The organism is Bradyrhizobium sp. WSM1743 (assembly GCF_000473065.1).
GTDB lineage: Bacteria > Pseudomonadota > Alphaproteobacteria > Rhizobiales > Xanthobacteraceae > Bradyrhizobium.
Genome location: NZ_AXAZ01000025.1, coordinates 1 through 13,793, shown reverse-complemented (window position 1 = coordinate 13,793; position 13,793 = coordinate 1). Strand labels below are relative to the sequence as shown.

Here is a 13,793-nt window from a genome sequence, read left to right as displayed (position 1 = left end):
CTATTATTAATCTATTGAATTTATCAAGTGAAAATAAAATTTAAATGTCGGCCGCATTAGCTTGGGTTCGAGCTTGGCGCATATGTTCGGTCGTCTGTCGTATCGAGCGGAATAGCTCGGGAACTACCGCGCTGTCCCGCGGCCCGGTGCCCTGTTCGACGGAGGGGAGTCCGTTCCGGCCTGAGGAACCCGAATCTCCTTGCGCATGCTTTGAAGAGCGGCTGCATCCCACTCCGAAATCAGGTTGTCCACCAAGCCCTTCCCCTCTGCCGACGCCGATTGATAAGCCGCAACGAGAGCGGGGCGGAGACTGGGCTGTTTGGTCAGGGCGATCTTGACGTCACGCTGCACCAGTTCACGCAGTTCGGGCTCGCTTACGACCGAGACATCGCCGAGGGCAACAGTCAGCCGCAGCGCAAGCAAGGCCAAATCGTTTGGTGCTGTGTAGTACGACAGTTTCAGCAAGGCCGGGACGTCATATTCGACTGATCTCTGCTCCCTCGAGAGCGCCGCCAGCATGAGCCAAAGATCACCTCGTAGTGGCGAGTACTGCAGTGCCCGTGCCAATACGGTCGGCGCGGCCGGATCGATTCCGATCTCCGGCCTTGAGGTCGCCGTTTCATTGGCGGCCGGCTGCGGCGCAGGAGTGAGCCTCCCTGGACGCAAATCGCCGTCACCGCGGAGCGAGTTCGGAACCGGTGCCCGCGGAAGGGATTGGCGTGCCGCTTGGCTGGCGGCAAGCGCTTCAACCGGCAAACCGCCCGGATACGATGGCTGAGCGAGCAGCCAGACTGTTTGCGCGATCAGGACGACTGCGATGGAGCCCAATCCAATACGCATTAATGCATTGCCCATCCCATATGTGCGTGTTGGCGCACATGTCGGGCCTGCACGACCCGGCTCACTTACGGGCCGCGTCGATTGCAACGGCAAGGCCGCAGTCTCTGTATCACGTTGGCTTTGAGCAACCGCCAGTCCGAACATGGCGGCAGCCAGCAGCGATGCGCCGAACTCGAGAATACCGTCCTCGACCAAAGCCAGCAGGGCCAGCGCGGTCGCAGCGCCGGAGCCAATGGCCGCGTAGACGTAGTCACGCCTTCGCCGCAGGGAACATCTGAGCAAGGCCGCGGCGCCAAGCAGCGCAACTGTCAACAGGCCATACAGAAAGGGGCGGCCCATTTCGATTGCGATGGCCGCAGCAGCCGTCGGGCGCTCTCGCAACGACGGTGCGGCGATATCGCGATGGATCGGCAGCAGTGCCACATACGTTCCTGCACCAGACCCCGCTTGGCCGGCATCTTGCAGCATCCGTTCCGTCGCCGCCGGGTTATGCGCGGATAGGGCGATCGTGAAATCGGTATTCTGCCTCACCGGCAGCAGGGTGAACGCCGCCAGTAGGAGAATTGCAGCCGTGGCAAGCACGCTCGCCATTCCCCAAACCCCATAGAACCAGTTCTGGATCGCGAACGCGGCGAGAACGATTCCCACTCCGAGCAGTGCAGCTATGGCAATTCCCGTCCCGTCTCCCCTGGCAAGGATCGCCGATAGGCAGAGAAACGTCGCCAGGAGCGCGAACGACAGGGTCGTCGCCAGCCGAAATGAGAGTTGCTTGACCCGGCGGCGTTCCTCGAACGCACGGGCCGTCATCGCTGCAGACAGCACCAGGCCCAGCACTGCCGGTACTGCGCCGGTCACGACCAGCATCGGACTGTCGCCGGGCGAGAGACCGTCCGCTCCCATCGTCTGCCGCATCAGCAAGTACGCACTGACGATCGCGGCGACCGAGACCAGCATGGTGAGGAGTTGCCAGGCTCGCTGCCTGTCCAGCGCGACGACAGTCGCGATGAGCGCAAGGGCGACAGCAGTACCGTAATGCAAGAATGCCCGCACGGTTGCGCCGATGTCCACCGTGAGCCGTTCAGCAAGGGGGACATTCAATGCCGCCGATGCGGTTGCCCATATCGGATTGCCGGAGCCGCGGATAGGAATTGGAGCGAGTTGAAGAGTCATGTAGATTATCGGTACAACGAGGATGGCGAGGAGAAAGAGTCCTAACCGTCGTACCAGGCACGCGATCGCGGAAGATGAGGCGAAGACACCGGTTGCCAGCACCGCCATCGCGAGAAGGACAGAGCATATAGCTCGCGCTTGCGGGATATCGGGCATTGCAAAGGCCGTGGCGAGGGACACCAAGAGTGCCAGCATCAGGAACCTGACGAGCATATAATGTCACCTCTCAGGCTTGGCGTTTCTCCGAAGACTCAGATCGGCGGGCCCTTCAACACTCAAACGGTAATGGTGCACGGCGACAGCCCGCTCAGGAGTTCGAAAGGCCATAGCGGACATAGTGACTGTCATCGTAATAATCGCTTCGGTAGGTGTCGTATCGCCCCATCGCCTTGATGTCAGTCTTGTTCAGTACTGCGCCGATCAGCGCGTCCGAGATCGTTGGGGCGGTGTGCAGTGCATGCTGTACGACGTCTATCTTCGTGCGTCCCCACTCGACGACGAGAACGTAACAATCGATCAGAGGAGCTGTGACCCGTACGTCGACAAGCGGACTCAGCGGCGGAAGATCGACAACGACATAGTCATAGCTTTGCCGCAGGCGATCGAAGAGCTTGCATATCGAGCCGTCGGACAGGATCTCGCTTGAGTGAAGCACGGGCCCGCGCGGAACGGCCGGAAGAACGGCAAGATTAGTCTTCGGATCCCGCCATATCACCTCCTCGAGTGAGCGATCTCCGTTCATGACTTCGATGATGCCATCCACAGCCTTGGGGACGAGACGGGCCGAGAGCGATGGATTCCGGAGGTCGCAGTCGACAATGATCACCTTCTTCCCGCTGTGTCCGATGAGTTGCGCCACGGAAGCGGCGATCGTGGTCTTGCCCTCATTTGGCAGGGCTGAAGTCACGCCAATCACCTGGTTTGGGGTCTTCGCCGGGCTATGATCGATCGCAATCTTGATCGCTCGGATGGCCTCTGTGTATCGAGAGAGAGGCATGCCCACGACGGCGCGATGAATGTCCGGTGCGGTCGAAAGTATTCGTTGGTTCGTGTCTTCCTGCTTTTGTTGCAGCCGGGCCGCCGGCCTCTGCTGTCGCGGCAAATTCAGGATCGGCACGAGCGACAGGCACGGCAGCTCCAACGCCGCCTCGAGTTGGGAGGACGTGCGGAAAACGCGGTCCATGACGTCTCGCACGAAACCGAGGAGCAGTCCCAGCGCGAGCCCTCCTAGAAGTCCGAAGCTCAGCACGACGTTCGCTTTCGGCTTGGTCTTGGTTTGAGCGGCGGAAGCGGGGAAGATGACCCGGGTCTCCGAGATCGGGAAGGTCTCTTGCTGCGTCGAGCCCATGTACTGCTGAAGGAAGGTGTCGTAGAGGCTCCGCAGGCTCTTGGCGCGGCTTTCCAGGTCTTTTATCGTCAGCTCTGCCGAGTTCGTGAGGCGAGATTGCGAAACCACAGCCGACAGTTGTTTTTCAATTTCCTGCTGCCGCTGTTTGGCAAGCTCGGCTTCACTGCGGCTGATCTCGGAGAGCCTTTTGACCTCGTCAAGGATCGAGGCGCGAAACTCGCGGAGTCGGTTTCGGATGTTGACGACGGCCAAATGATCGCGGCCGACGCGCGCCGTCAGCTCGGACTCGCGCCTGGCGAGTTCGAGATATTGCTGGCGCAAGGTGGTGATGATCGGACTGTTCATTGCGTCCGAGCCGATGGCATCCAGATTGGCGATGGAGGATGGCTTTGCCGGGTCGGTGTCGAGGAGAGTTTCGTAGCGCGACAGCTTGGCGGCGGCCTCCGAGCTCTGCGCCCGGGCTTGGGCTAGCCGAGTGTTAAGCTCGGTGATCTGCTGCTCGCCGATCGGCTTTCCGCCGGAAGAGACAATGTTGTTCTGGGACTTGTAGGCGTCGACCGCGCGTTCGGCGGTCAGCGCCTCTTCGCCGAGGTTCCGTAAGCGCTCCTGCAGCCAGCTTGTCGCCGTCCGACTGGCTTCGAATTTTGCGGCAAGCTGGTCGTTGATATAAGCCTTAGCAATTGCGTTCGCGATTTCCGCCGCCAACACCGGGTCCCTCGAAGTGAAGTTGACTTCAATGACGTGGCTAAAGCCGACGCGCCCTGCGGACAGGCGATCCAGGAAGTTGACAATTGCGGCTTCTGAGGGCTGGTCTGGGGCAGCCGATTGTGCCTCTTCGGCGGGATTTGATCCGAATCTGCGGAGCCAGCGCAGTAACCAAGAGTGCAACGGCCGGGATGGTTTAAAATCCGGATGATCGGCCAATTTCAACTTGTTGATCACGGCCACGGCGGTTGCCTGTGACTTGATGATCTGCAATTGGGTCTCGATTTGGGTCATGTCGACGATGGGTTCAGAAAGCAACGATTGCTTCTGGAGAAATTGCGCCCTCGGATTCTCGAACAGGACCTGTACTTGCGCGGTATAGTTCGGCGGAACCAGCCGAAGGTATAGAAGGCTGGCCGCGGCTGCGAGCGCGGCGCTGACAATGATCACGAGATATTGGCGCCGTAGAAAGATGAGAGTCGATTTGATCAGCTCACCGACGCCTGCCCCGTCCTGGCGGTCCGGCTGAATCTGCTTGGTGGTGAGACGTGCCCCATCGGTCTGGAGCGGATTGGTCTGAAGCATCGGACAATTCTCTCGGCTGTCGACAATCGCGCGAGCAGGACGCCGCCGACGCCTGCGGCAGCGCATTTAAAAATAGTATACTACTATAAATTTATATTGCAAATTAAATGGAGTTGGCATTAATAGAGGAGATTGGATTAAACGTGGCTGCAATAAAGGGCTGACGTCGATCAATTCCGATATTCCTGGCGGACGAGCGGAGCGAAACCGAAACCGGGCTACGCCCGTTTCCCATGGGAGGACAGCGGGAGGATCAGGCGGGTGGTTCGAAGTGGTCAAGCGGCTGCGTATCGGAGCGTGCGGTCATGCTGGAAGTGCGAAGTTTGGCGATTCCGGATGTCAAGATGGTCCGATCGAAGCGCTTTTCCGACACGCGGGGCTATTTCTGCGAGACGTTCCGCCGCTCTGCTTTTGCCGAAAGAGGAATTTCTCACGATTTCATCCAGGACAATCAGTCCTGCTCCGAGCGGGTCGGGACGGTTCGCGGATTGCACTTCCAGCGGCCTCCCTTCGCGCAGGCCAAGCTCGTCCGCGTGTTGAGGGGGGCGATTCTCGATGTGGTCCTCGATCTGCGACGACGGTCGCCGACCTTCGGCAAGCACGTCTCGGTCAAGCTGGACAGCGAAAGTGACGAGCAGTTGCTCGTTCCAAAAGGGTTCGCTCACGGCTTCTGCACGCTCGAGCCTCAAACCACGGTCTTTTACAAGGTCGATGAGGTCTACTCGCCGGACCACGATGGCGGCGTCTATTGGGCCGATCCGGAATTGGCGATCGAGTGGCCGGTAAAGGCCTCAGAGGCCCAACTTTCGCCGAAGGATCGAGCGCTTCCAACCTTCGACCAGCTCGCTTCAGTGTTTGAATAGAGGACGTGTCATGCGTGTCCTGGTGACGGGTGGAGCGGGATTTATCGGGTCTGCGGTCTGTCGCCAACTGGTCGCGGAAGTTGAGGCCTCGGTCGTCAATGTCGACAAGTTGACCTATGCGGCCAATTTGGCCTCGCTAGCATCCATCGACGGTACCAGCCGTTATCGATTTGAGCAGCACGATATCTGCGATCAGGAGGCGGTCACTCGTTTATTCTACAAATGGGAGCCGAGTGCAGTCATCCACTTGGCGGCGGAGAGCCACGTCGATCGGTCGATTACCGGCTCGGCAACGTTCATCAACACCAACATCGTCGGCACCTATACTCTATTGGAAGCAGCCAGGCGATATTACGAGGGACTTTCAAGCCAGAGACAGAGACAGTTCAGGTTCATTCACGTGTCGACGGACGAGGTTTATGGTTCATTGGGGCCGCTCGACTGCTTCCGGGAAGATACCCCTTATCGGCCGAGTTCACCCTATTCGGCGAGCAAAGCCGCCTCGGACCACCTCGCGCTCGCCTGGTACAAGACCTATGGTTTGCCGGTGATCGTGTCGAACTGTTCGAACAACTACGGACCGTTCCAATTCCCGGAAAAGCTCATTCCGCTGACGATTCTCAACGCGATTGAGTACAAGTCGTTGCCTGTCTATGGCAACGGCAGCAATGTGCGCGATTGGCTGCATGTCGAGGATCACGCAACGGGCCTGATCAGTCTGCTATTCAAAGGCAGGGCCGGAGAGAAGTACAATTTCGGCGGCGACAGCGAACGCTCAAACCTGCAGGTCGTCACCCAGATTTGTGACGTGCTTGATCGCTTGCGTCCAGGGCCGGCAGCGAGGCGATCGTTGATCTCGTTTGTGCCGGACCGTCCAGGACACGACGCACGTTACGCGATCGATGCATCCAAAGCTCGCAGCGAGCTGGGATGGCAGCCGACCCGAAGCTTCGAACAAGGTCTCGCCGACACGGTGGAATGGTATCTGGCCAGCGGCGCTTGGTGGGCACGGGCTCGCGATATAGTCTACGACGGCTCCCGTCTTGGCCTCCCAGCCACTCAACACTGAGGTTGCCAATGATCGAACGACCGATCCTGATTGCTGGTCGAAATGGCCAATTGAGCAGCTGTCTTCGTGATCTCGCCGCGCTTCGCAGCCTGCCTGCGGTGGCCCTCGGCCGTGAGGAGCTCGATCTCGAGATCCGGGACGGGATCGACAGGACGGTCGCCTCGGTCGCCCCCTGCATGATCATTAATGCCGCGGCCTATACGGCCGTGGATCTGGCGGAGTCCGAAGTCGGAAAAGCCTTCGGCATCAACCGCGACGGTGCGGCTGCGTTGGCGGATGTCGCATGGCAGAGAAACATTCCATTTGTACATTTATCGACCGACTATGTCTTCGACGGCGCCAAGTGCGAGGCTTACGACGAGGCCGACGTGCCGGCGCCGTTGAACACATACGGCGCGTCAAAGCTGGCCGGCGAGGCGGCCGTATTGGCGGCGCATCCCCTCGCGACCGTCGTCAGGTCGTCCTGGATCTACAGCTCAACAGGCAGCAACTTCGTTCGGACAATGTTGCGGCTGGCCGAAACGCGCCCGGTCGTAAGGGTCGTTTGCGATCAACATGGAAGTCCGACGTCGGCGGCGGAGCTGGCAGCAGCGCTCCTGCAGATTGCAGAGCGGTCACTCACCGATGACCGACGCATCGCAGCCGGCATCTTTCACGTGGCCGGCCAAGGGACAACGAGCTGGCACGGCTTTGCCGAAGCAATCTTCGACGGTTTGTCCCGTCGTGGGATGCGGCCACCGCTGCTGGAAGCGATCACGACGGAGCAATATCCGTGCGCCGCACGCAGGCCTGTGAACTCGCGCCTGGACTCGTCCAAAGCGGAACGCGTGTTTGGAATTCGATTGCCGGCCTGGCGCCACTCTCTCGAAACCTGTCTCGACCAACTTGTCGGAAGAGGAGACACCGATGCTGAAGGGAATCGTCCTGGCTGGCGGCAGCGGAACGCGGCTCTACCCGATCACACGTGTGGTCAGCAAGCAGTTGTTACCCATCTATGACAAGCCGATGATCTATTATCCCTTGTCGACGCTGATGCTCGCAGGCATCCGCGAGATCCTGGTCATCACGACGCCGGCAGATCGCTGCCAGTTTGAGCGTTTGCTCGGGAACGGAAGCCAGTGGGGCATCCGCCTCAGCTATGCGGAGCAAGTCCGTCCGGCGGGACTTGCGGAGGCGTTCATCGTCGGTGCTGATTTCATTGGCAGCGACCGCGTAGCGATGGTACTCGGAGACAACATCTTTTTCGGCGGCGGCTTGCGTGAACTGCTCGCCAGGGCCGCGGCACGCGAGGAAGGCGCTACGGTCTTCGCTTATCACGTCCGCGATCCGGAAAGATACGGCGTTATTACCTTTGATGATGCGGATCGCCCGATCCGAATCGAAGAGAAGCCCAATAAACCGAGGTCCAATTGGGCGATCACCGGTCTTTATTTCTTTGACAACCGCGTTGTGCGGTTTGCCCGCCGTGTCGAACCGTCGCCGCGCGGAGAACTCGAGATCACCGATCTGCAGCTGCGTTATCTCTCTGCCGGCGCTCTCCACGTCGAGCGCATGGGGAGGGGGTTCGCCTGGTTGGACACTGGCACGGTCGAGTCGCTTATCGAAGCGGGGACGTTCGTGCAAACCCTCGAAAAGCGGCAGGGCATGAAGGTGGCTTGTCTTGAGGAGATCGCCTTCCGACAGGGCTTCATCGATCGAGACCAGGTTCTCGCGCTGATCCGGCCGCTGGAGAAGAGCGGGTATGGCAGCTATCTCAGTGACATCCTGCGGCTCCCGAGCGCCGAGTCCGTCCTCAGGATCGACCCTTAACTTAAACGAACGTTAAAACGTTGCTGCATTGAATTGACCGGCGTATTACTGTTAAATTAAATATATTTCTGAAGTAGATTTTGGGGACTGGCCATGCTGAAGCAAAGGCCGAGCGTCTTTTACCGAGGGCCTCTCCCTTTGGAAGAAGGTGATTTTGGCCAGACGAACCCCATCTTGGGCCGCTTACCCATCTGGGACGCAATCTTTCGGAGCAATCTGCCGGCGTGGTGGCTTGCTCCTTGCGCAGAACTGCCAGCTAGCAGTTCGGAACTCCAGGCCGACGCAACTGCCGGCGCAAATTGGGATCTGGGCGCAAGTTCTTTGCAGTTGCGCACAGGTTTCAGTGGCGCGCATGGTCTCGCTGTCGGGGCATTGCAGATTCCGCTGTCGAGCGCGAGGAGCTTTGTGACGCCTCCCGGCCGGCGCGATCCGGTGTGTACCCGAACCGGTGCCCAAGTGTGGAGCTTCGGCGTTAGCGTCGGTTCGACGACCGGGACGATCGGTTGGCAACAGGTCAATTTCGCAACGCCGGTCACGATTACGGCGGGGACCACTTACATCGCATCCTACCACGCCGCCGGAAACTACTCGGCCGATCTGAAACTGTTTGCCAGCTCCGTCACCAACGGGCCGCTGACGGCCCCCCTCGTCCGCGTCCAGTGGGGGCAACGGCGTCTACGCGTACGGGACCGGCAGCCTGTTGCCGACCAGCACATTCAATTCGACCAGCTACAGGGTCGACCGTCCTTTTCAGGCGCAACTGGCAGCACAGGAGTCGTGAGATGCACGCCGAAATCTATACCGACGGAGTGGACGAGATCACGGTTGGCGGTTCGATTGTACGTGTAGACCTGGTTAGTCTTTCGCCCACGGAGCGAGACGCCAACAACGCCCCCAAAAAGGTGTTCCGTCAGCGGCTCATCTTCTCGGTGGAGTCGTTCGCAAACTCCGTCGAGGTGATGCAGAACGCCCTTCAAGGATTGGTCGACGCCGGCGCGGTCCGGCGCAACCAGCCGAGGCAGCCGACTGCAATGCCGCATACCGGTTCGTCACCCGAGCGCGATATGTCCGATCTGAACAGCCCGCGGTCTCCGAATGTCTCGACCAATTTCCGTTGAAGGCGAAAGCCCCGTGAGCGTGCAGGCATGTGTCGCGGCACCCGACGAAACGCCGCGCTCGGCGGCCCACACGGCACTGGAATGTCTCGCCAAAGTCGCCGCCTATCATGGCATCGATCTTCCCACCGAGCGCCTCCGCCACTCCTACGCTGTCGACGGGACTCCGCTCTCAATCAACCTCCTGCTGCGCATGGCAAAGGATGCAGGCCTGCGCGCGCGAGCCACGCACCTCAATTGGGAAGAGCTATTTCGTTTGGGGGAGGCATATCCGGCTCTCATTCGGCTCAACAACGAGAATTGGGTTCTCGTGCTTGGTGCAGGGCAGGGACCCGATGGGGTGGAGGCCGTTGGCATCTCCGATCCGCTCGCCGAGCGTCATGACGAGCCTCTGGTCGTCGACAGAGACCGGTTCTGCGCCAGATGGGGCGGAGACGCGATACTGATCAAGCGCGAGCGTACATTTGAAAACCGCACGGCGTTCGGGCTCCGTTGGTTCGTTCCCGAACTGTTTCGTCAATGGCGGCTGTTCGGCGACGTCGCGATAGCCGCCGTTCTGCTCTATGCGCTGGGGCTGGCCCTTCCGATCTTCTTTCAGCTCGTTATCGATAAGGTTCTGGTTCACGAGAGCTTCACCACTCTGTACGTGCTCGCCGCCGGCGCGGGCACTGCGCTCGCCTTCGATGCGATATTTGGCTTTCTGCGACGATATCTACTGCTCTATGCGACCAACAGAGTCGACATCCGGGTCGCGACCAAGACGTTCGGCCATCTTGTCGGCCTGCCGGTGACCTTCTTCGAGCATATCTCAGCCGGCGTCCTGGTGAAGCATATGCAGCAGGCAGCCCGGATCCGCGAGTTCTTGACCGGACGGCTGTTCCTGACCACGCTGGACACGCTATCGTTATTCGTCTTTTTGCCGGTGCTCGCACTGTACAGCATCAGACTGACAGGTGTGGTTCTGATCTTTACCGGCATCACCGGAGCCGTCGTCGCCTTGCTGATGGGACCATTCCGGCGGCGTCTTTATGATCTATACCAGGCGGAAGGCGCGCGTCAGGCTCTCCTCGTCGAAACCATTCACGGCATGCGCACAGTGAAGTCGCTGGCGATGGAGCCGTTGCAGAGCCAGGTTTGGAATGATCGCTGTGCGCAGTCTGTCTCCATGCGGTTTGGGGTTGAGAAGATTTCGGCGAGCGCCCAGGCGGTCACCGGATTTCTCGAGAAGATGATGACCCTGGGGATTATCGTGTTGGGGGCGCTTGACGTGTTCAATGGCGAAATGACGATTGGCGCGTTGGTTGCGTTCAATATGTTGGCAGGGCGGGTCTCTGGACCGCTGGTCCAACTCGTGACCATGGTGCACGAATATCAGGAAGTCGCCCTCGCGGTCGCAATGCTCGGCGAGGTGATGAACCAGAAACCGGAACGTGACGGCAAGAAGGACGGGCTGCGGCCCGACTTCGCTGGCAAGATCGAGTTCGAGAATGTCTCGTTCCGCTACGGACCAGAGGGCGCACGGGCGCTCGATAATGTCTCCTTCTCCGTTGACCCGGGTTCGATCTTCGGGATCGTTGGCCGGAGCGGCTCCGGCAAGACAACGCTGACACGCCTGATTTCGGGAATGTATCCGGTACAGCAGGGATTGCTCCGCATAGACGGATATGACTCGAGGGAGCTCGACCTCGCGCATCTCCGCCGGAATCTTGGAATCGTCTTGCAAGACAATTTCCTGTTTCGCGGCACGATTCGCGAAAACATCGCCTGCGTGAAGACCGATGCGACCTTCGCCGAGGTCGTGAACGCGGCCCAACTGGCGGGAGCCGACGAGTTCATCGAACGGTTGCCACGCGGCTTTGATACGCTCTTGGAGGAGGATGCTTCGAATCTGTCTGGCGGGCAGAAGCAGCGGCTTGCGATCGCGAGAGCTCTCATTCTCAACCCACGGATCTTGATTTTCGACGAGGCGACAAGCGCACTCGATTCCGAGAGCGAAATGATTATCAAGCGCAATCTTCGGCGCTTGGCGGCGGGGCGAACCGTCATCTTAGTCTCGCACCGCCTCTCGATGTTGGCGGGAGCGAACCAAATATTGGTGATGGACCGCGGCCGGATCCTCGATGTGGACCATCACGATCGCCTGTTGTCCAAGTGCACGATTTACCGGCATCTCTGGAATCAGCAGATGAAGCACATCACATGACTACGATAGAGAAACCACGCGTCCAAGCGAAGCTGGATAGCCTGGCGTCTCCCAGGGTCGAACGACGGACGAGGCTTTCGAGCCGCATCTCGCGACACCGGCGGATCATCGCCGAATTCCAGTCCGATGCGGTCGAGATTGAGCAGCAGACGCCGCCGCGCGTCGCGCGGCTCACGCTGTATAGCGTGCTTGCGCTGATTGTTGTCGCGGTTGTGTGGGCATCGGCATCGCAGGTGGACATGATCGTCACGGCGCAGGGGAAACTGATCACCCTGCGCCCCAACATCGTCGTACAGCCGTTGGAAACTTCCGTGATCCGGGAGATTCACGTCAAGCCCGGCGATCGCGTCAACCGCGGTGACCTGTTGGCGACGCTCGATCCGACATTCTCGCAGGCTGATCTCGATCAGTTGCGAAGTCGAGTCGCAGCCTTCGATGCATCCATCGATCGGCTACGCGCGGAGTTGGACGGAGCGGACTATGTGGTCGATGATAGCTCGAGTACGGATCAAGATCTGCAGCGCAAGATGTACTTGCAGAGGAAGGCTGCCTACGATGCCCAGAATCAAAATTACGACGCGCAGATCGCTTCCGCTCAAGCCAACCTGAGGACGGCACAAAATGAAGAGCCTGTCCTCGTTCAGCGCCTCGACACGATGCAATCGATTGAGACCATGCGTAACACGCTGATGGACAGGCAAGTCGGTTCGAGGCTGAACTTCCTACTGTCCCGTGATGCGCGGCTCGAGGTTGAGAGCAACCTGGCGCGCGTTCGCGGCAATATCGCTGACAGCACGCACCGGCTGGACAAGGCTCGTGCTGATCAGAAGTTCTTTGCCGAGGATTTTCGGCGCACGACCTTTCAGGAGCTGCTGGAGATTCTGGCAAAGCGGAACAGCGCCGCGGAGGAATTAAAGAAAGCCGAACTTCGCCGGCAGTTGATCGTGCTGCAGGCGCCGGCCGACGCGGTGGTACTGGACATTGCCAACCGGACGGTTGGGTCGGTGGTCCGCGAGGCCGAGACGCTGTTCGTACTGGTCGCGCGCGATGTGCCGCTCCAGGCCGAGGTCAATGTCGAAGGCAGGGATATCGGCCAGGTGTCGGTTGGACAATCCGTCAGGATCAAATTCGAGGCGTTTCCATTCCAGAAGTACGGGACCGCGTCGGGAGGAGTTCGCGTGATCAGTCAGGACTCCTTCCTGCCGGACCCGAAGGCCGAAGGTGCGCGCCGGGCATCGACGCCCTATTATCGCGTGCTGGTCGATTTGTCGGACACGCACCTTCGGCTGCAGCCCGAGCGCGTGCAGCTAATCCCCGGCATGGCGGTCACGGCCGAGATGAAGGTCGGGAAGCGCACGGTCATTTCCTATTTTATCTATCCGCTGCTTCGTGGACTGGATGAAAGCATCAGGGAATACTAAGCATTCCATGCATCCACCGTTCTGCCAATGCCGTTTCGCGTTCTTCCGACTCTCTACATGAACAAATCAAGATCTGGAAAACTGCTCCCCACTTCGGCCGGCCCACGAAATCCTACGCGCCTCATCTCCGACTATTGATTGCGCGCGACGGGGTTTTTGCCCTACAGGTCGTGCCGGTTTTCGACCTGCTCAAGCCCTGTCGGGGAGGGCACAATCATCCCACCCTCTTATGCTGCGAGTTGCGGTCTGAATACCACGTCGGCGTAGTAATTGCTTGCACTGAAGGTATTCGAGGGGAACAGCCCGGCGGTGTCGGTTCCTCCATACGCATAGACCCCGTTGCCTCCTGAAATCGAGGCGGAGGACGGCGCGGTCAGCGGGCCGCTGGTGAAATCATTGGTGAAGAAATTGGGGGTCACGACATAAGCTCCGCTCGTGTGATACGAGGCGATATAAGTCGTGTTGGCGGCGATCGAGACCGGCGTTGCCAGCGTCACGGTCTGCCAGCCGGTCGCCGTGGTGTTGGTGAAGGTGGCGCTGGCGAGCTTGGTGCCGGTCGCGCTCCAGAGGTCGAGCAGATCCGTGCCGGTGTCGCCCGGGCTGCGGTAGAACTTCAGCGCGGTGATCTGGCCGGCAGACGACGAGGTAAACTTCACGCCGACCTC

The 13,793-nt window shown here is 59.7% G+C and carries 11 protein-coding genes; 8 read left to right on the top strand and 3 right to left on the bottom strand.

What is annotated here, in order from left to right; translation table 11 throughout:
- Nucleotides 1-123 precede the first annotated feature (123 nt).
- On the bottom strand, nt 124-2,223 hold the full coding sequence (locus YU9_RS41665; RefSeq protein ID WP_051380415.1) for a hypothetical protein: 2,100 nt from the start codon (nt 2,221-2,223) through the stop codon (nt 124-126).
- 94 nt (nt 2,224-2,317) lie between these two features.
- The gene (locus YU9_RS0117170) at nt 2,318-4,648 is read right to left on the bottom strand and encodes an AAA family ATPase (protein ID WP_027573963.1); all 2,331 of its coding nucleotides are present in this window, start codon (nt 4,646-4,648) and stop codon (nt 2,318-2,320) included.
- Between the two features lie 305 nt (nt 4,649-4,953).
- Between YU9_RS0117170 and rfbC the strand changes: the two genes are divergently transcribed.
- From rfbC to YU9_RS0117135, 8 genes are all read left to right on the top strand, one after another.
- Nucleotides 4,954-5,511, top strand: coding sequence for a dTDP-4-dehydrorhamnose 3,5-epimerase (gene rfbC, locus YU9_RS0117165; RefSeq protein ID WP_027573962.1), 558 nt, complete (start codon nt 4,954-4,956; stop codon nt 5,509-5,511).
- A gap of 10 nt (nt 5,512-5,521) precedes the next feature.
- Nucleotides 5,522-6,580, top strand: coding sequence for a dTDP-glucose 4,6-dehydratase (gene rfbB / locus YU9_RS0117160; RefSeq protein WP_027573961.1), 1,059 nt, complete (start codon nt 5,522-5,524; stop codon nt 6,578-6,580).
- Nucleotides 6,581-6,588: 8 nt separating this feature from the next.
- Entirely contained in the window at nt 6,589-7,578 is a 990-nt protein-coding gene (gene rfbD / locus YU9_RS41660) for a dTDP-4-dehydrorhamnose reductase (protein WP_036017391.1), read from the top strand.
- Nucleotides 7,487-8,389 (top strand): glucose-1-phosphate thymidylyltransferase RfbA, encoded by a 903-nt coding sequence (gene rfbA, locus YU9_RS0117150; protein WP_027573960.1) that lies wholly within the window; start codon nt 7,487-7,489, stop codon nt 8,387-8,389. Before rfbD ends, rfbA begins: the two co-directional genes overlap by 92 nt.
- A gap of 93 nt (nt 8,390-8,482) precedes the next feature.
- Complete coding sequence (locus YU9_RS51080) at nt 8,483-9,238, top strand: DUF4082 domain-containing protein (RefSeq protein WP_371259162.1); 756 nt, start codon at nt 8,483-8,485, stop codon at nt 9,236-9,238.
- Nucleotides 9,172-9,507 (top strand): hypothetical protein, encoded by a 336-nt coding sequence (locus YU9_RS0117145; protein ID WP_027573959.1) that lies wholly within the window; start codon nt 9,172-9,174, stop codon nt 9,505-9,507. Before YU9_RS51080 ends, YU9_RS0117145 begins: the two co-directional genes overlap by 67 nt.
- Nucleotides 9,485-11,707: a peptidase domain-containing ABC transporter gene (locus tag YU9_RS0117140; protein ID WP_084298977.1), complete on the top strand. Its 2,223-nt coding sequence runs from the start codon at nt 9,485-9,487 to the stop codon at nt 11,705-11,707. Before YU9_RS0117145 ends, YU9_RS0117140 begins: the two co-directional genes overlap by 23 nt.
- Nucleotides 11,704-13,128, top strand: coding sequence for an HlyD family type I secretion periplasmic adaptor subunit (locus tag YU9_RS0117135; protein ID WP_051380414.1), 1,425 nt, complete (start codon nt 11,704-11,706; stop codon nt 13,126-13,128). The genes YU9_RS0117140 and YU9_RS0117135 overlap by 4 nt, the downstream gene beginning before the upstream one ends.
- Nucleotides 13,129-13,355: 227 nt before the next feature.
- On the opposite strand, the gene YU9_RS41655 is transcribed toward YU9_RS0117135, so the two are convergent.
- Nucleotides 13,356-13,793, bottom strand: a 438-nt coding sequence (locus tag YU9_RS41655) for a DUF4082 domain-containing protein (protein WP_036017389.1), incomplete at its 5' end; no start/stop codon positions are given.